Consider the following 17,103-nt stretch of genomic DNA (forward strand, 5'->3'; position numbering starts at 1 on the left):
CCAAGCGAACAGACGTCCGTACGGTTGAACGATGAGCAACGACGCTTATGGGCAGGACAGCGCTGCCCTCCCGGCCGGTGTGGGCGGTCACGCCGCGGCCGGATTCGGTCCGCTGGTGCGCGCTTTCGCCACCTTGATCGGCCATCGCCGCGGCGCGGGCGGCGCCATCGCGATCTATCGGCACGGCGAACCCCTGGCCCATCTGTGGACCGGCAGCGCGGGGGACCGGCCGTGGACCGCCGACACCGCGCCCATCGTGTTCTCCGCGACCAAGGGCGTCACCGCCACCGTCATCCACCGGCTCGCCGATCGCGGCCTGATCGACTACCAGGCGCCGGTCGCCGAGTACTGGCCGCGCTTCGCCGCGCGTGGCAAGGGCGCGATCACCGTCGCCGACCTGCTCACCCATCGGGCGGGCCTGTCGTCGCTGCCCGCGATCGCGACCACCGCCGCCGAATCCCTCGACCACGAGCTCATGGAGGACCGGCTCGCGCTGGCCACCCCCGACCGGCTGCTCGGCATCCCGACTTACCACGCGCTGACCTACGGCTGGCTGCTGGCCGGGCTGGCCAGGGCCGTCACCGGGCAGAGCATGAGCACGCTCATCCGCAGCGAGGTCACCGATCCGCTCGGCATCGACGGCATCCACCTCGGCCGCCCGGCCGTCGGATCGTCCACGGAATACGCCCGGCTGGCGGGCGCGCACCTGAGCGTGGCGGGCCACCCGATCGCCGCCGCTTTCCTCGACCGGATCGGTCAGCGGTTTCCCGGCCCGCTCGGCGCGGCGGCCCGCTGCCTGTTCGTGCCCGGGCTCGACGGCATCCTCGACGGTGACGAGCCGGCCATCCTCGATTCCGAGATGCCCGCGGGCAACGGTGTGTGCACCGCGCCGGGCCTGGCCAGGATGTACTCCGCGCTGGCCGACGGACTCACCGTCGACGGCAGGCCGTTCCTGGCGCCCGGGACCCACCGGACGATCCGGCGGGTACAGACCTACCGCCTCGACCACGCCCTGTTCTACTTCCCGATGATGTGGCACCTCGGCTATCACTCGATGCCGGTACCCGGCGCGCGCAACGCCTTCGGCCACATCGGGCTCGGCGGGTCCTTCGGCTGGGTCGACCCGCAGTCGGGCCTGTCGGTGGCCTTCGTGCACAACCGCCTCGACCAGGGTCTGCTGCCCTACGACCAGCTCGCGATGAGCTGGCTGCTGCCGCTGGCCGTGGCGGGCGCACGCTCGTCCCGGTCGGCCGCGCAGCGCCCGGACCGCGCCGCGGCGTAGTCCGGGGCTGTCGCGTCCGGACTAGGTGAGGTAGCGGTACGCGGGAGAACCCGGTTCCAGGCGCTCGGCCTGGATCGGGGACTCCTCGATGCGGTGCAGCAGCGACGCCAGATCGTCGGTGGCGCCGAGCTCGATACCGACCAGCGCGGCCCCGGTCTCCCGGTTGTTGCGCTTGACGTACTCGAACATGGTGATGTCGTCGTCGGGGCCGAGGACGTCGTCGAGGAAGCGGCGCAGCGCGCCGGGTTCCTGCGGGAAGTCGACGAGGAAGTAGTGCTTGAGACCCCGGTGCACCAGCGAGCGCTCGATGATCTCGCCGTAGCGGGAGACATCGTTGTTGCCGCCGGACACCAGCACGACCACCGTCGATCCCGGCTCGATCTCGATCTCGGCCAGCGCCGCCGTGGCCAGCGCGCCCGCGGGCTCGGCGATGATGCCCTCGCTCTGGTACAGGTCGAGCATCGCGGTGCAGATCGCGCCCTCGTCGACCTGCATCATCCGGAAAGAGGCGGTGCCGGTGGGGGATTCGGTGGTGGTGAGCAGCGGCAGCGAGGCATGCGAGACCACCCGGCCACCGAACGAGGACGCCGCCTGATACGGCAGGTTGCCGATGCGGCGCACGGCCGCGCCGTCGACGAACGGGTCGATCTCGGGCAGCGTGACCGGACCGCCCGCCACCAGTGCGGCGGTCATCGAGGCCGCGCCCGCGGGCTCGACGCCGAGCAGACCGGCCTGCGGCGCGCGTTCGCGCAGATAGGTGCCGATGCCGGCGAGGCAGCCGCCACCACCGACCGGGACGATGACCAGGTCGGGCGCGGTGCCCAACTGCTCGAGGAATTCCGCGGCGATGGTGCCCTGACCGGCGGCGGTGCGCGGGTCGTCGAACGGCGGCACCATGGTCGCGCCGGTGCGGGCCACATCGTCGGCGGCGGCCGCGGCGGCCGCGTCGTAGGTCTCGCCGACGGCGATCAGCTCGACGAACTCGCCGCCGTGCACGCGGATGCGATCGCGCTTCTGCTTCGGGGTGGTGGTCGGCACGTAGATGCGCCCGCGCACGCCCATGGCCTGACAGGCGAAGGCCACGCCCTGAGCGTGATTGCCCGCGCTGGCCGCGACCACACCGGCCGCGCGCTCGGCGGCGGTGAGCTGGACCATCAGGTTGTAGGCGCCGCGCAGCTTGTACGAGCGCACCGCGGTGAGGTCTTCGCGCTTGAGGTAGACCTGCGCACCGGTGCTCGCCGACAGCCGCGCGGAGTACTGCAGCGGTGTCGGCTCGATGATGTCGGAAATTCGCTTGGCGGCGGCGTCGATCTCGTCCGCGGTCAGCGGCGGACGGGTTACGGACACTTCGGCGACGTCAGCGATGGGGGACACCCGGTAAATGCTACCGAGGGGCTCGAGCGCTGCGAGAGCGCGCCTCCCGTCGCCGGACCAGCCGCGATGACGGGCCCGGCGACGCGGCGTCAGCGCGGGGTGAGGACGAAGACGGGGATCTGGCGATCGGTCTTCTTCTGGTACTCGGCGTAGTCCGGCCACACCGCCACGGCGCGGTCCCACCACAGCGCCTTCTCGTCACCGAAGACCTCGCGAGCGGTGTAGTCCTTGGTGACGGTGCCGTCGCGCAGTTCGACGTGCGGCTCGGCCTTGATGTTGAAGTACCAGACCGGGTGCTTGGGCGCGCCGCCCAGCGAGGCGACGACGGCGTACTCGCCGTCGTGCTCGACGCGCATCAGCGGGGTCTTGCGGAGTTTGCCGGTCTTGGCGCCCTTGGTGGTCAGCAGGATGACGGGCTTGCCCTGCAGTGAGGTGCCCTCGGCTCCGCCGGAGTTCTCGTAGGTCTCGGCCTGGGTACGGGCCCAGTCCGAAGTGCTCGGTGCGTACTCTCCAGTCAGTGGCATGACCTGGACAACGACCGTGCGCGGTGTGATGTTCCCGACAGGTCCGGCCAGGAAAGTTCGGTGGCCCGAACTTCGATGTCCGCCTATCCTGTGTGCATGGCAGTGGTCACCCCATCGGCAGCATCCGCGACGGTCGACATCGCGGGCAGTGCGTGGCCGGTCTACAAGCTCGAGGCGCTGGTCGCCGGGCTCGTCGTCGGTGCCCTGCTGCTGCTGATCCTCGGTTCGGCCCAGTCCGCCGTGCTCGCCGCGGCCGCCGTCGCCGCGCTGCGCTGGTCGGTCGGTGCCGCCAGGGCGCACTCACTCCGCTAGGTCGAGTTCGCGCAGCTCTCCGCGTGAGAGCACCCCCAATTTCGGATACGCCTTGTACAGGTGATGCCCGACCGTGCGGTGACTCAGCAACAGGCGCGCGGCGATCTCCCGGTTCGACAGGCCCTGCGCGGCCAGCCGCACGATCTGTGACTCCTGCGGGGTGAGCACGCTGAGCGGGCCCGCCGCGGGGCGCGCGGCGGCGCCGACGCCGAGCGCGGCCAGTTCGGCGCGGGTGCGTTCCCGCCACGGTCCGGCCTCGAGCCGGTCGAACAGCTCCAGCGCCTGTTCCAGCTGGGTACGCGCGTCGACCTTGCGCTTGTCGCGGCGCAGCCATTCGCCGTAGAGCAGCCGGGTACGGGCCTCGTCGAACGGCCGCTGGGCCGTGAGCGCGGCCAGGAAGTGCTCTTCGGCGTCGGCGCCCTCGGCGAGCATCGCCGCGCCCCTGGCGGCCCCGGCCGCGATCCATGCCTGACCGGTTCGCCGCGACCACGCGCCGAGCTGTTCCTGCGCCGCGACGGCCCGGTCGGTGTCGCCGAGCCGGGCCGCCACCTCCACCTGATCGACCAGGGTGCGCAATCCGCTGACGTGATGCCGGGCCGGTTCGACGGTCATATGGTCCAGTTCGGCCTGCGCCTGATCCAGTCTGCCCTGGCCGAGGGCGAGCAGCGCCAGCGCCGCGTGCGCCCAGGGCGCGCCCACGGACTGTGTCCCGCCGAACTCCTCGGCGACCGCGCGATCGGCGTAGGCGCGGCAGGACTCCTCGTCCCCGCGCAGCGCGGCCCCGTAGGCCAGGAAGGCGGTGAGCTGGCTGATCCACTGCGGCTGGCCGATGTCCTCGGCGATCCGCAGCCCTTCCCCGGCGGCGATCCGGCTCTCGCCGGGGCGGCCACCGAACAGCTCGGCCTCGGCGCGGAAGAACAGCAGGGGCGCCAGCAGCGCGATCCGGCCCTGCTCCCTGGCTTCGCCGATGAGGACCTCGGCCAGCTCGCCGACCTGGTCGTCCTGGCCGACGACGAGCCCGCTGCCGCACAGCTGGACGAGGTCGGCGGGACTGTCGGCGCCGTTGGCGCGGGCCGCCTCCGCCGCCACCCGCAGGTCGACCGTGCGCCGCCCGGCCACCGCGCCGGTCAGGTAGCGCACGATCGGGGTGACCGGATCGTCGGCGTCCAGGCACAGCGTGGCCAGCAACGCGGCGACCTCGTCCAGCTCGGCGGGACCGAGATACCAGGCGGTATGCACCGCCCTGGTGACGATGCGCGCCGCCGCGCGCGGATCGGTCTCCCGCGCCGCCACCGCCATCAGGCGCCGATGCGCGGACCCCGGCTTGCCCGCGGCGAATTCGGCCTGCGCGCGCACCAGCTCGAGGCGCGCCTCGAACGCGTCGTCGGTCGACATCGCCGCGGCGCGCTCGGCCAGCCGCGCGGCCTGCTCGGTGAGCCCGGCCTCGGTGGCGGTCTCGGCGGCCAGGACGAGTCGGCGCAACCGGGCGTCGGAGTCGGCGCTGAGTGCCGCGGCCCGGTCGTAGGCGGCGACCGCGCCGTGGAATCCGTTGCGGCGCCTGGCCCGGTCGGCGGTGTGCTCTAGCGCGGTGGCCGCCGCCTCGTCGGGACCGGTCGCGGCGCAGGCGAGATGCCAGGCGCGCAGGTCCGCGCTGTCGGCGTCGTCGAGCGCGGTGGCGAGCGCGCGGTGGGCGGCCAGGCGTTCGGTGAGCGCCGACCCCTGGTAGACCGCGGCGCGGGAGAGCGGGTGACGCCAGGTCAACACCTGCCCGTCGGTGCGCACCAGGTCGGCGTCCTGGGCCGGCTGCAGATCGTCGAGACCCGCGCCGAGGCTCGCGGCGGCGCGCAGCACCGGCGCCAGATCCTCGGCGCCGGCGGCCGCGGCGATCAGCAGGATCATCCGGGTTCCCGCGGGCAGGCGGGCGACCCGGCCGTGGAAGGCCAGCTGGAGCCGCTGGGTCAACGGCAGCGGATTCGGATTCTCGGCGCTCTCCGCCGCAGCCGGAAGTTCCAGCAGGGCAAGGGGATTGCCACCCGCCTCGGCGAGCAGACGATAGCGGGTGGTGGGCGAGAGCCGGGTCGGGCCCGCGTCGAGCAGGGCCGCGGCGGCGTCGGCGCGGAGGCCGGACAGCGCCAGTTCCGGCAGCCCCGGCGCGGGGAAATCGTCGGGGCCGGACCGGGTGGCGAACAGGATCACCACGCCTTCGGCGTCGAGTCTGCGGGCGGCGAACAGCAGGGTTTGCGCCGTCGCCGGGTCCAGCCAGTGCGCGTCGTCGATCAGGACCAGCAGGGGTCCCTCGGCCGCTTCCTCGGCCAGCAGGGTGAGCACGGCCAGGCCGATCAGCATCGGGTCCGCGGGCGCGCCGTCGCCCAGTCCGAACGCGGCGTCCATCGCGTCGCGCTGTCGTGGCGGCAGCTGCCGCACCAGTTCCATCGCCGGCCGCACCAGCAGATGCAGTGCCGCGAACGGCAATTCGGCCTCGGACTCGATACCGGCGCTGCGGATCGCCGGAATGCCCTGCGCGGCCGCATAATCCAGCAGGGCCGACTTGCCGATCCCCGCCTCGCCCCGCAGGACCAGCGCCCCGCTGCGCCCGGCCCGCGCGCCCGCGAGCAGGTCATCGATCGTGGCCTGTTCGGGTTCGCGTCCGTGCAGCATGCGCACCACGGTAGCGCCGTACCGGTACCGGCGGTATCTCCGTCGCCGGAAGTACCTATAGACGACTGATTCGACCTACCCCCGGCGCGCCATAACGTAGGTGTCATCGCAGGAACAACCCGCGAAACACCAGCTCACAGCATATTTCGGAGGTCGAGATGAACACCGTCGTCGCGCAGTACCTGGAGGCCTGGAACACCCGTGAGCCCGGCGCCCGTCGCGCCGCGGTCGCCCGCCTGTTCACCCCCGAGGCCCGCTACGTCGACCCGCTGGTCGCCGTCACCGGCCACGCCGAACTCGAGGCCGCCATCGCCGGCGTGCAGACCCAGTTCCCCGACTGGACCTTCCGCCTGGCCGGCCCGGTCGACGCCCACCACGACCAGGTGCGTTTCACCTGGGGCCTCGGCCCCGCCGAGGGCGAGCCCGTGGTGATCGGCTTCGACGTCGCCGTCCTCGCCGACGGCCGCATCGACAGCGTCTACGGCTTCCTCGACCGAGTACCCGCCTCCGCCTGACACCCCTTCACAGCCAAGGAGATCCGCCATGACCACCGCCACCGTCTCGTCTCGCCTGTCCACCCTGCTCACCCCGGGCGAGCCGCTGCTGCTGCTCTCGCTGCGCCTCGACGCCGTCGTCACCACGGTCAACGGCGTCGCCTACCTCGCCCTGGCTCCGCTGCTGGAACGGCTGCTCGGCCTCGACTCCCGGGCTGGCCTCGCGATCGGCGCCTTCCTCACCGCCTACGGTCTCGCGGTCGCGGTGGTCGGGCGGAGGTCTCCGGTGTCACGGACCGGGGCGGCGGCGGTCGCGATCGGCAACGCGACCTGGGTCGTCGCGAGCCTGATCGCCGTGGTCACCGGCGTCCTCGGGCTGACCGTGGCGGGCGCGGTGTGGGGGGTGCTGCAAGCGGTCACGGTCGGTGCCTTCGCGGCACTGCAGTACCGCGGCCTGCGCGGCACCGGCCACTGACAGCGACCCCGAAACGCGCGGCCACGACCATCGTGGCCGCGCGTTTCGCGCGCCGTACCGTCATCGATATGGCCGTCCCCGACGAGCAGTTGCCATCCTTCCGCGCCGACGCCGCCGGTGCGGCCGACGACCTGCTGGTGACCCTGCTGGATCGGCAGGCCGAGCTGTCCGGCGTGGTCCGCATGCGGCGCTGGGTCATGGACGTCCTCGCGCCGCAGCCCGGGGAAACCGCCCTCGACATCGGTTCCGGCACCGGCTCGGAGGTCCTGGCCTTCGCCGCACGGGTGGGCCCGCGCGGCCGTGCCGTCGGGGTCGACGCCAACCCGGCCATGGCGGCGGTCGCCCGCGACCGGGCGCGCGGCACCGCCGCCGAGTTCGCCGAGGGCACCGCCGCCGCGCTCCCGCTGCCGGACGGCTCCGTCGATGTGGTCCGCTGCGAACGGGTCTTCCAGCACCTCGACGACCCAGCTGTCGTCGCCGCGCTCGCGGAGCTGATGCGGGCGACCACCGCCAACCCGGGCTCCGGTCGGCTCCTGCGCGGGCTGCTGGTGCGGGCGGGATTCGTCGTCGACGATCAGGCCGCGACCGCGGTGATCTGGGACGCGGAGACCGCGACACCGCTGGTCGGGCAGATGGTGGCCACCGGCCGAGCCGCCGGGGTGATCACCGCCGACCACGCCGAGGAGCTGACCGCCGCGGTCGCGCACGGCGTCGCGACCAGCGACTACCACCTGTCGGTCACGATGTTCGCGGTGCTCGCCCACCGGCCGTGACGTCGGCTCAGCGCACCAGCAGGGCCACCGGCAGCCGGGTGAACAGCTTGTCCAGCCGGACGCTGCCCGCGAACGTGGTGCCGGTGAGCCGATCGATCCAATTGCCTTCCGGCAGATGCAGAGTGGTGTCGAGCCAGCCGGTCGCGGCCAGCCCGACCGAGTGCCTGGTCGCGGCCACGATCACCTCCGGCGCCTCGCCCGCGGGCCCGCGCCCGAAGGCGACCAGCCGCTGCGCGTGCTCGCCGACCGCATAGAGCGGGCGGTACATCCCGCCGACGAAGCACTCCGGCCGTTCCCTGCGCAACCACAGCGCGTAGGCGACCACCCACATCTTCGCCGCCCCCGTGGTGTCCAATGTCGGCGGCTCGGTGAGGGATTGGAGCAGCCCGGCGCGCACGGCGAAGTTCACCGGGCGGCGGTTGTCCGGGTCGACGAGGGAGTCCTCCCACAGTTCGGTGCCCTGATAGATGTCCGGGATACCGGGCCCGCACAGCTGTAACAGCTTCTGCGCCACCGCGTCCGACCACGCGTGCGGGGCCAGCTCGTGGGCCAGATCGCCGATGCCGGTACCGACGGGGCCGTCGATCACCGCGTCCAGCCAGTGGTGCACCGCCGACTCGAACTCCGCGTCCGGTTCCTCCCAGGAGGTCTTGGTCCCGGCCTCGCGAATCGACTTCTCCGCGAACAGATGCAGGCGATCACGCAGTCCCGGCACCGACGAGGCGGGCCGCCCGTCGGCGGGCCAGACCCCGAACATGTTCTGCAGCAGGAACAGTGCTGTCGCGCCGTCGGGCGCGGGCGTGGTCTCCAGCCAGCCGCGCACCCGCTGCGACCAGACCTCGGCCACCTGCGACAGCACCCCGATCCGGGCGCGCACGTCCTCGCCGCGCTTGGTGTCGTGGGTCGACAGCGTCGTCATGGTCGCCGGCCAGCGCTGCGACCGTTCGCTGTTGGACAGGTGGAAGTCGTTGACGGAGTGCCCGAAGCGCGCCGGATTGCCGCCCACCTCCTGCAACGACACCAGCCGCGCGCCCTGATAGAACATGGTGTCCTCGACCGACTTGGCGGTGATCGCGCCACACACCTGGGAGAACCGCGTCGCCGCCTCGCCACCCACCGACAGCGCGGTCACCAGTACCGACAGCGGCACCGTCAGTTCGGCATTGCGTTTTTCCACCTCGGCGACGACCGCGGCGGTGATCCCGGCCAGCGGCGCGTAGTCCACCCGGTACACCGGCATGAACGCCAGCACCTCGATGGTCGCGTTGCTCACGGCGAGGGTGTCGAAGCTGCCCGCGTTGCCGTCGCGCTTGATCGCGGCGACCAGCCGCCGGATCTCGGGCGCCAGAATGGTTTCCGCGACGGCGCGCTTGATCCGGTGCTCGGTTTCGCCGAACCAGGCCCGGTCGCTGCCGTGCCCGGCGACGTGCTGGGACAGCTCGGTCAGCGCGGTCTCACCAGCCGGATCGATCAGGACGCCGCCGAGATCGGCGAGCGCGTCGTAGCCGGTGGTGCCGTCGACCGGCAGCGTCGCGTCGAGCGGTTCCCGGTTGGCCAGGATCTTCTCCACCAGCAGCAGCCGCTGCGGGCCGATCAGCCTGCGCAGCCGGGTCAGATAGGCGCTCGGATGCGACAGGCCGTCGGGATGGTCCACCCGCACACCGTCGATGAGATCGTGTTCGCACCAGGCGGCCAGCTCGCGGTGGGTCGCCTCGAAGACCTCGGGATCCTCCTGCCGGATCGCGGCCAGACTGCTCACCGCGAAGAACCGGCGGTAGGTGCACACGCCGGCCTTCCAGCTCACCAGCCGGTAGTGCTGGCGATCGTGGATGCGCAGCGCGTTGTCGCCGTCGGTGCCCGGTGCGATCGGGAACCGCAGATCGTGCAGCGCGAGCATGGGTTCGGGGCCGGATCGGTCGACGGTCAGCGCGGCCGGGTCGTTCTCGCTCTGCAGCACCGGCAGCGCGAGCCGCCCGCCTGCCCCGTTGCCCGGACTCCAATCGATGTCGAAGTACTTCGCGTACTTGGACTGCTGCCCGTCGCGCAGCACATCCCACCACCACGGGTTCTGTCGCGGATCGGCCACGCCGACGTGATTGGGCACCAGGTCGACGATCAACCCCATCCCGCGACTGCGCACCTCGTCCGAGAGCGCCTTGAGCCCGGTCGGCCCGCCCAGCGCCGCCGACACCGTCGTCGGATCGGTGACGTCGTAGCCGTGCGTCGAGCCGTGCCCGGCGGTCAGGATCGGCGACAGATACAGATGCGAGACCCCCAGTTGCTGCAGGTATTCGGCGATGGCCCGGGCATCGGCGAAGGTGAGCGCGTCCGGCCGCAGCTGCAGCCGGTAGGTGCTGCGCACCGTGCTCGGCCGGATGGGCGCGCGGTGCAGCAGGGTCAGCGGATCGGTCACGTAGGTCTCGGTCATCGTTTCGGCTAGGTGGTTCGGCGCAGGACGAGCAGGCAGCGGCTGGGGACGGGCAGGGACGCGGCCGCGGGGTGGGCCCCGTCGGCCGCTCCGGTGGGGGTCGAACAATCCAGGGCCAGTGTCCATTCGGCACCGAACTCCGGTCCTGGCAGCACGAAATCGAGCGCTTCGTCGTGCGCATTGAAGCACAGCAGGAACGAGTCGTCGCTGATGCGTTCGCCGCGCGGTCCCGGCTCCGGAATGCCGTCTCCGTCGAGCAGCACCGCCAGGGACTTGCCGAAGCCGCTGTGCCAGTCGTCGGTGGTCATCTCCGCGCCCGCCGGGGTGAACCAGGCGATCTCGCGGTTGCGGCCCGCGCCGTCACCCGGGCCCGCGGCCAGGAAGCGGCGCCGCCGGAAGATCGGGTGCTGCGTGCGCAGGGCGATCACCGAGCGGGTGAACTCGAGCAGGTCGGCGTTGGTCTGCGCCAGCGACCAGTCCATCCACGACAGCGGCGAATCCTGGCAGTACACATTGTTGTTGCCGAGCTGGGTGCGCCCGATCTCGTCGCCGTGGGCCAGCATCGGCGTGCCCTGGCTCAGGATCAGCGTGGCCAGCAGGTTGCGCTGCTGGCGCGCCCGCAGTTCCAGGATCGCCGGATCGTCGGTCGGCCCCTCGACGCCGCAGTTCCACGACCGGTTGTGGCTCTCGCCGTCGCGGTTGTCCTCGCCGTTGGCGTCGTTGTGTTTCTCGTTGTAGGACACCAGGTCCCGCAGCGTGAAGCCGTCGTGCGCGGTGACGAAGTTGATGCTGGCGCTCGGGCGGCGGCCGGTCGACTCGTACAGATCCGAGGAACCGGTGAGCCGATAGGCGAACTCGCCCAGTGTCGCCGGCTCGCCGCGCCAGTAGTCGCGCACGGTGTCGCGGTACTTGCCGTTCCACTCGGTCCACAGACTCGGGAAGTTGCCGACCTGATAGCCGCCCTCGCCGACGTCCCAGGGTTCGGCGATGAGCTTGACCTGACTCACCACCGGATCCTGGTGCACCAGGTCGAAGAACGCGGAAAGCCGGTCCACGTCGTGTAATTCGCGCGCCAGCGTGGCGGCCAGATCGAACCGGAAGCCGTCGACGTGCATGTCCAGAATCCAGTAGCGCAGCGAGTCCATGATCAGCTGCAGGGTGTGTGGATGCCGCACATTGAGGCTGTTGCCGGTGCCGGTGTAGTCCTTGTAGTGCGCCGGATCGGTCTCGTCGAGCCGGTAGTAGGCGGCGTTGTCGATGCCGCGCAGACTCAGCGTCGGCCCCAGGTGATTGCCCTCGCCGGTGTGGTTGTAGACCACGTCGAGGATCACCTCGATGCCCTCGGCGTGCATCGCGCGCACCAGCGCCTTGAACTCGGCGACCGCGGCGTCACCGCGCGGGCGGGCCGAGTACTGGTTGTGCGGGGCGAGATAGCCGATGCTGTTGTAGCCCCAGTAGTTGCGCAGTCCCTGATCGGTCAGCACGTGATCGTGGAAGAACTGGTGCACCGGCATGAGCTCGATCGCGGTGACGCCCAGGCTCTTCAGATGCCCGATGATCGCCGGATGCGCCAGGCCCGCGTACGTGCCGCGCAGTTCCTCCGGCACGTCGGGGTGGGTCATCGTCATGCCCTTGACGTGCGCCTCGTAGATCACCGTCTCGTGATAGGGGCGGTTCGGCGGTCGGTCGGCGCCCCAGTCGAAGAACGGGTTGATCACCACGCCGGTCATGGTGTGGCCCAGCGAATCCAGGCCGTAGGTGTAGAGCGACGGGTCGTTGACGAACTGCCCGTCGAAGGCCTTCCCGTACGGATCGAGCAGCAGTTTGCTCGGATCGCAGCGCAGGCCCAGCTCGGGTTCGTACGGTCCGTGGACGCGGAAGCCGTAGCGCTGACCCGGGGTGATCGCGGGGAGATAGGCGTGCCAGACGTAACCGTCGACCTCGTCGAGTTCGACCCTGGTCTCGGCGCCGTCCTTGGCGATCAGGCTCAGTTCCACCTTGGTGGCGACCTCGGAGAACACCGAGAAATTCGTCCCCGCGCCGTCGTAGGTGGCGCCCAGCGGATACGCGGTGCCCGGCCACACGCCCAGTGGGGTCACCTCACCGGATCGGTCGTTCGGGCTCGACATGCTACGACAGTAGAGGAATCCGGTCCCCGCCCGCGCGCGGTGCGCGTGGGTGCTTCGTCACCCCTGGTCAACGCGCATCGGCCGCACTCGCGGCTGCGAGCAGCCGCCTGGCGTAGCCGGTGCGCCGGGCCAGCGCGGCCAGGCCGCCGAAGATCAGCCGCTGCAACGGCGCGGGTGGGCCGGCCAGATACCCGTCCTGATACTCCCAGAGCAGCCCGAGAGCGAGCGGATTGCGGGGCAGTCCGCTCGCGGTGGTCCGGCCGGTGTTGTCCAGGCCGGTCCAGAACGCGAACATCTCCCAGTGCAGCAACGGCGGGCGGATCACGTGGTCCATGACGGTGTCCTCGGCCTCGTTCCAGAACTCGTGTACGGACCGCGGCGGCGCCGTGACCGTGTCGCCCGGGCCGGCGACGATCTCCGTGCCGTCGATGCGGAACCGGACGCGGCCGACGCGGACGGTCCAGGTCTCACCGATTTCTGGATGCCAGTGCGGACCCGCCTGCCTGCCGCGTTGGGGGAGGACGTGCTCGAGCCACAGATTGGCGCCCTCGAGGTCGGCTCCACGGTCGACGAGCGTCACGCGGTGCCCGTTGCGGAAGGTGAGGACGGTGCCGATGTCAGCCATGGTTCAGATATAAAGGTAACCTTCCTATTATGTCAACGGACAATTCGCCAACTCTGCTGAAGCTGCTCGTCCAGGCCGCCGATGCCGTCGAGCGTGAGCTGGACCGCGAGCTGCGCGCGGAACTCGGCCCTGAGCTGCGGCCCGCGCACTACGCCGTATTCCGGTATCTGGAACCGGCCGGTACCCGGGTTACCGCGCTCGCCGATGCGGCGGGCATAACCCAGCAGTCGATGGGCGAGCTCGTCACCCACTTGGAGCGGTGCGGCTATGTCGAACGTCGCCCCGACCCCGCAGACGGCCGGGCGCGCTTGGTCGTTGCCACCGCGGCGGGCGGCACGGCGCTCGCGGTGGCGGGCGAGTGTCTCCGCCGGATCGAGGCGGCGATCTCGGCCGAACTCGGTGGAGCCGCGCTGGCCGAGGTTCGGGCCGCGCTGGCGCGCATTCCCGCGGCGATCGCCGTTCGGCCCGTCGAACCCGTCACGCGAGTGCTAACTTGAACGATGTTCAAGGCCGTCGGCGACGGCACCGGGCGACGACGAGGAAACCTGTGGACCTGACCCCCGAGCAGATCAGCGCCCTCGATGCCGAGCACGTCTGGCATCCCTACGGCGGCTTTCCCGCGACCACCGAACCGCTGGTCGTCGCGAGCGCGGCGGGCACCAGGCTGACGCTGGCCGACGGCCGCGAGCTGGTCGACGGGATGAGTTCCTGGTGGGCGGCGGTGCACGGCTACCGGCACCCGGTGCTCGACGCCGCCCTGCTCGCGCAGTCGCGGCGGATGAGTCACGTCATGTTCGGCGGCCTCACCCACGAACCGGCCACCCGGCTCACCCAGCTGCTCGTCGAGCTCACGCCGCCCGGCCTGGACAAGGTCTTCCTCTGTGACTCCGGCTCGGTCTCGGTCGAGGTCGCGGCGAAGATGTGCCTGCAGTACTGGCGCGGCGTCGGTGCGCCGGGCAAGCACCGGCTGCTCACCTGGCGCGGTGGCTACCACGGCGACACCTTCACCCCGATGAGCGTGTGCGACCCCGACGGCGGCATGCACGCGCTGTGGACCGATGTCCTCACCGAGCAGGTCTTCGTCCCCGCCCCGCCGGCGACCTTCGAGGCCGACTACGTCGCCGAGCTCGAGCGAGCCGTCGCGGAACATCGCGACGAGCTGGCCGCGGTGATCGTCGAACCGGTGGTCCAGGGCGCGGGCGGGATGCGCTGGCACGACCCGCGCTACCTCACCGAGCTGCGCCGGATCTGCGACGAGAACGACGTGCTGCTGGTCTTCGACGAGATCGCCACCGGATTCGGCCGCACCGGCGAACTGTTCGCCGCCGACCACGTCGGCGTCGCCCCGGACGTGATGTGTGTCGGCAAGGCGCTGACCGGCGGCTATCTCACCCTCGCCGCCACGCTGTGCACCGCGCGCATCGCCGAGACGATCAGCACCGCGCACGGCGGGCTCATGCACGGACCCACCTTCATGGGCAATCCGCTGGCCTGCGCCGTCGCGATCGCCTCGATCGAACTGCTGCGATCGCGGGACTGGCGCGGTGAGGTCGCCCGGATCGAAGCCGAGTTGCGCGAAGGCCTGGCGCCGCTCGCCGGGCTGCCGGGCGTCGCCGAGGTGCGGGTGCTGGGGGCGATCGGCGTCGTCGAACTCGACGCGCCCGTCGACATGCGGGCCGCCACCGACGCGGCCGTCGCCGCGGGGGCGTGGCTGCGCCCGTTCCGCACGCTCGTCTACACGATGCCGCCGTTCATCAGCACCACCGAGGACATCGCCACCATCACCGGCGCCGTCCGTGCCGCGGTGAAGGCGACCCTCGGATGAGGGCGCGACCGCACCGCCTGAACGGCGTTCAAGTAAGCTCCTCAGCTGTGAGTACGGATCCGTTGAGCTGGTTGGACGAGCGCGCGGCCGAGCGGGTCGACGCCGGGCTGCGCAGGCATGTGCGGCCGCGGCCCGCCGAGTCGTCCGCGATCGACCTCGCGTCCAACGACTACCTCGGCCTGGTTCGCCATCCCGAGGTCGTCGAGGGCGCCATCGCGGCCGTGCGTCGCTGGGGCGCCGGGTCCACCGGCTCCCGCCTCGTCACCGGGACGACCGCCGAACACGCCCAGCTCGAAGCCGAACTGGCCGAATTCGTCGGTGCCGAAACCGGGTTGGTGTTCGCCTCCGGCTATGCCGCCAACCTCGGCGCGGTGACCGCGCTGGCCGGTCGCGGCACCCTCGTCGTTTCCGACGCAGGCAGCCACGCCTCCCTGGTCGACGCGTGCAGGCTCTCGCGGGCCAGGGTGGAGATCGCCCCGCACTGTGACGTCGACGCCGTCGAACGCCTGCTCGCCGAACGCTCCGAGGAGCGCGCGCTGGTCCTCACCGACTCCGTCTTCAGCGCCGACGGCGACCTCGCTCCGCTCGCCGACCTGCACCGGGTGTGCCGGGCGAACGGCGCGGTCCTGATCGTCGACGAAGCGCACGGACTCGGCGTCCGCGGCGCGGGCGGTCGGGGGCTGGTGCACGAGAGCGGCCTGGCGGGCGAACCCGACCTGGTCATCACCGCGACCCTGTCCAAGGCCCTGGCCGCCCAAGGCGGCGTCGTCCTGGCCGATGCGCGCATCCGCGCCCACCTCATCGATGCCGCCCGCACGTTCATCTTCGATACCGGACTGGCCCCCGCCGCGGTGGGCGCGGCCCGCGCGGCCCTCGGACTGCTGCGCCGCGACCCCGCGATAGCGGCGCGGGTGCTCGACCGTGCGGCCGATATCGCCCGCATCGCCGGGGTGCCAGAACCGGACTCCGCGGTCGTGTCGGTCGTCCTGGGCGACGCCCAGCTCGCCTTCGACGCCGCGCAGGCCTGCCGCGCCCGCGGCCTCGATGTCGGCTGCTTCCGTCCGCCGTCGGTCCCCGAGGGCACCTCCCGCTTGCGGCTGACCGCCCGCGCGAACCTCACCCCCGCCGAACTCGGCACCATCGCCGAGGTACTCGGCGACGTGCTCGCCGCCGCCCGCGGCAAGGAACCGGTGACCGCATGAGCCTCCTGCTGATCAGCGGCACCTCCACCGACGTCGGCAAGACCGTCGCCACCGCGGCCGTTGCCGTCGCCGCCCGAGCCGCGGGCCGCTCGGTCGCGGTGTGCAAACCCGCCCAGACCGGCATCGCTCCCGGCGCACCCGGCGACCTCGCCGAGGTCACCCGCCTGTCCGGGGTGACCCGCACCGTCGAGCTCGCCCGCTACCCGGAACCCCTCGCGCCCGACACCGCCGCCCGCCGTGCGGGTATGCCGCTGCTGTCGCTCGGTGACACCGTCGCCGCCGTCGACGCGCTGAGCGACGCCGACCTGGTCCTGGTCGAGGGCGCGGGCGGCCTGCTCGTGCGGATGGGGGAGTTCACCCTCCTGGACCTGGCGCGCAAACTCGGCGCCCCCGTGCTCGTCGTGGCCGCCGCCGGCCTCGGCACCCTCAATCACAGCGAACTCACCACGCGCACCCTGGCCGCCGCCGGCGTGCCCTGCGCCGGAGTGATCATCGGTTCCTGGCCGGCCGAGCCCGACCTCGCCTCGCAGTGCAATCGCGACGATCTGCCGCGCGTCACCGAGACCCGGTTGCTCGGCGCGATCCCCGCCGGGGCCGGGCAGTGGGACCGCGCGCGGTTCACCGCGGCCGCCCCGAGCTGGTTCCCCGCCGACTGGCGCCCCTGAGCGCGCGCCGATGATCACCGCTTGTCGAAGAAACCCCCGCTGACCAGCCGATTTGACTTCATGATCGGCGATGCGTAACTTAATTCGAGTCAGAGCGACACGGACACCGACCCGGTGCCGATCTGCTGAGCCTCCCAAGGCTGGCGGATGGTGCAGGGAAACGAGGTAGGACGATGAGCGCCTGACTGATCATGTGTGCGGGCTCACTATCCTCCGGACTTGCTTCGGTGGATCGCCTGCGCTAAAGTTTGAACCCTTGCCCTGACTGAAGCCCCGACGAAATGTTGCGGGTGGATGCTTGTGCGTGTGTTCTTTGAGAACTCAATAGTGTGTCGAT

General features: G+C 71.5%; 15 protein-coding genes. 9 read left to right on the plus strand and 6 right to left on the minus strand.

All coding sequences use genetic code 11. The features are described 5' to 3' along the window. Positions 1–31: 31 nt before the first annotated feature. Positions 32–1,282 (plus strand): serine hydrolase domain-containing protein, encoded by a 1,251-nt coding sequence (locus tag ATM97_RS25120; protein ID WP_218720658.1) that lies wholly within the window; start codon positions 32–34, stop codon positions 1,280–1,282. Between the two features lie 21 nt (positions 1,283–1,303). Here ATM97_RS25120 and ilvA read toward each other — a convergent pair whose 3' ends face one another. Both ilvA and ATM97_RS25130 read right to left on the minus strand, forming a co-directional pair. Then, positions 1,304–2,656 carry a threonine ammonia-lyase IlvA gene (gene ilvA / locus ATM97_RS25125; RefSeq protein WP_218720659.1) on the minus strand — a complete coding sequence of 451 codons (1,353 nt, stop codon included), beginning with the start codon at positions 2,654–2,656 and terminating at the stop codon, positions 1,304–1,306. Positions 2,657–2,745: 89 nt separating this feature from the next. Further along, positions 2,746–3,180 carry a nitroreductase family deazaflavin-dependent oxidoreductase gene (locus ATM97_RS25130; protein ID WP_218720660.1) on the minus strand — a complete coding sequence of 145 codons (435 nt, stop codon included), beginning with the start codon at positions 3,178–3,180 and terminating at the stop codon, positions 2,746–2,748. Between the two features lie 96 nt (positions 3,181–3,276). Between ATM97_RS25130 and ATM97_RS25135 the strand changes: the two genes are divergently transcribed. After that, positions 3,277–3,492, plus strand: a complete 216-nt coding sequence (locus ATM97_RS25135) for a hypothetical protein (RefSeq protein ID WP_189034831.1) — start codon at positions 3,277–3,279, stop codon at positions 3,490–3,492. Here the strand turns inward: ATM97_RS25135 and ATM97_RS25140 are convergent. After that, positions 3,481–6,150, minus strand: a complete 2,670-nt coding sequence (locus tag ATM97_RS25140) for an AAA family ATPase (protein ID WP_218720661.1) — start codon at positions 6,148–6,150, stop codon at positions 3,481–3,483. The two genes, ATM97_RS25135 and ATM97_RS25140, sit on opposite strands and share 12 nt — an antisense overlap. A 158-nt stretch (positions 6,151–6,308) precedes the next feature. On the opposite strand from ATM97_RS25140, the gene ATM97_RS25145 reads away from it, so the two are divergent. The 3 genes from ATM97_RS25145 (at position 6,309) to ATM97_RS25155 (ending at position 7,892) form a co-directional block, all read left to right on the plus strand. Further along, positions 6,309–6,665, plus strand: coding sequence for a nuclear transport factor 2 family protein (locus ATM97_RS25145; RefSeq protein WP_218720662.1), 357 nt, complete (start codon positions 6,309–6,311; stop codon positions 6,663–6,665). A gap of 28 nt (positions 6,666–6,693) precedes the next feature. Continuing rightward, positions 6,694–7,119, plus strand: coding sequence for a hypothetical protein (locus ATM97_RS25150; RefSeq protein WP_218720663.1), 426 nt, complete (start codon positions 6,694–6,696; stop codon positions 7,117–7,119). A gap of 68 nt (positions 7,120–7,187) precedes the next feature. Continuing rightward, positions 7,188–7,892: a methyltransferase domain-containing protein gene (locus ATM97_RS25155; RefSeq protein ID WP_218720664.1), complete on the plus strand. Its 705-nt coding sequence runs from the start codon at positions 7,188–7,190 to the stop codon at positions 7,890–7,892. A 7-nt stretch (positions 7,893–7,899) separates the two neighbouring features. Here ATM97_RS25155 and treY read toward each other — a convergent pair whose 3' ends face one another. The 3 genes from treY to ATM97_RS25170 all read right to left on the minus strand — a co-directional run bounded on the left by treY (position 7,900) and on the right by ATM97_RS25170 (position 13,074). Beyond that, positions 7,900–10,320 (minus strand): malto-oligosyltrehalose synthase, encoded by a 2,421-nt coding sequence (treY, locus tag ATM97_RS25160; protein WP_218720665.1) that lies wholly within the window; start codon positions 10,318–10,320, stop codon positions 7,900–7,902. Positions 10,321–10,328: 8 nt separating this feature from the next. Further along, complete coding sequence (glgX, locus tag ATM97_RS25165; RefSeq protein ID WP_218720666.1) at positions 10,329–12,449, minus strand: glycogen debranching protein GlgX; 2,121 nt, start codon at positions 12,447–12,449, stop codon at positions 10,329–10,331. Positions 12,450–12,516: 67 nt separating this feature from the next. Continuing rightward, entirely contained in the window at positions 12,517–13,074 is a 558-nt protein-coding gene (locus ATM97_RS25170; RefSeq protein ID WP_218720667.1) for a cupin domain-containing protein, read from the minus strand. A 29-nt stretch (positions 13,075–13,103) separates the two neighbouring features. Between ATM97_RS25170 and ATM97_RS25175 the strand changes: the two genes are divergently transcribed. The 4 genes from ATM97_RS25175 to bioD are packed head-to-tail and all read left to right on the plus strand — an operon-like array spanning position 13,104 to position 16,766. After that, on the plus strand, positions 13,104–13,571 hold the full coding sequence (locus ATM97_RS25175) for a MarR family winged helix-turn-helix transcriptional regulator (protein ID WP_218720668.1): 468 nt from the start codon (positions 13,104–13,106) through the stop codon (positions 13,569–13,571). Positions 13,572–13,621: 50 nt separating this feature from the next. Next, a complete protein-coding gene (locus ATM97_RS25180) occupies positions 13,622–14,899 on the plus strand; it encodes an adenosylmethionine--8-amino-7-oxononanoate transaminase (protein ID WP_218720669.1) in 1,278 nt (425 codons plus the stop codon). Between the two features lie 47 nt (positions 14,900–14,946). Beyond that, the gene (locus tag ATM97_RS25185) at positions 14,947–16,101 is read left to right on the plus strand and encodes an 8-amino-7-oxononanoate synthase (RefSeq protein WP_218720670.1); all 1,155 of its coding nucleotides are present in this window, start codon (positions 14,947–14,949) and stop codon (positions 16,099–16,101) included. Beyond that, positions 16,098–16,766 (plus strand): dethiobiotin synthase, encoded by a 669-nt coding sequence (bioD, locus tag ATM97_RS25190; RefSeq protein ID WP_218720671.1) that lies wholly within the window; start codon positions 16,098–16,100, stop codon positions 16,764–16,766. Before ATM97_RS25185 ends, bioD begins: the two co-directional genes overlap by 4 nt. The last annotated feature ends 337 nt before the right edge of the window (positions 16,767–17,103 follow it).

The sequence above is a fragment of the Nocardia sp. MH4 genome, from assembly GCF_019266065.1.
GTDB lineage: Bacteria > Actinomycetota > Actinomycetes > Mycobacteriales > Mycobacteriaceae > Nocardia > Nocardia canadensis.

Coding starts and splice junctions, on each gene's coding strand:
- ATM97_RS25175 (WP_218720668.1), top strand. CDS start 13,104: ATGTCAACGGACAATTCGCCAACTCTGCTGAAGCTGCTCGTCCAGGCC.
- glgX (WP_218720666.1), bottom strand. CDS start 12,449: ATGTCGAGCCCGAACGACCGATCCGGTGAGGTGACCCCACTGGGCGTG.
- ATM97_RS25130 (WP_218720660.1), bottom strand. CDS start 3,180: ATGCCACTGACTGGAGAGTACGCACCGAGCACTTCGGACTGGGCCCGT.
- ATM97_RS25170 (WP_218720667.1), bottom strand. CDS start 13,074: ATGGCTGACATCGGCACCGTCCTCACCTTCCGCAACGGGCACCGCGTG.
- treY (WP_218720665.1), bottom strand. CDS start 10,320: ATGACCGAGACCTACGTGACCGATCCGCTGACCCTGCTGCACCGCGCG.
- ATM97_RS25120 (WP_218720658.1), top strand. CDS start 32: ATGAGCAACGACGCTTATGGGCAGGACAGCGCTGCCCTCCCGGCCGGT.
- ATM97_RS25155 (WP_218720664.1), top strand. CDS start 7,188: ATGGCCGTCCCCGACGAGCAGTTGCCATCCTTCCGCGCCGACGCCGCC.
- ATM97_RS25145 (WP_218720662.1), top strand. CDS start 6,309: ATGAACACCGTCGTCGCGCAGTACCTGGAGGCCTGGAACACCCGTGAG.
- bioD (WP_218720671.1), top strand. CDS start 16,098: ATGAGCCTCCTGCTGATCAGCGGCACCTCCACCGACGTCGGCAAGACC.
- ATM97_RS25140 (WP_218720661.1), bottom strand. CDS start 6,150: ATGCTGCACGGACGCGAACCCGAACAGGCCACGATCGATGACCTGCTC.
- ATM97_RS25135 (WP_189034831.1), top strand. CDS start 3,277: ATGGCAGTGGTCACCCCATCGGCAGCATCCGCGACGGTCGACATCGCG.
- ATM97_RS25150 (WP_218720663.1), top strand. CDS start 6,694: ATGACCACCGCCACCGTCTCGTCTCGCCTGTCCACCCTGCTCACCCCG.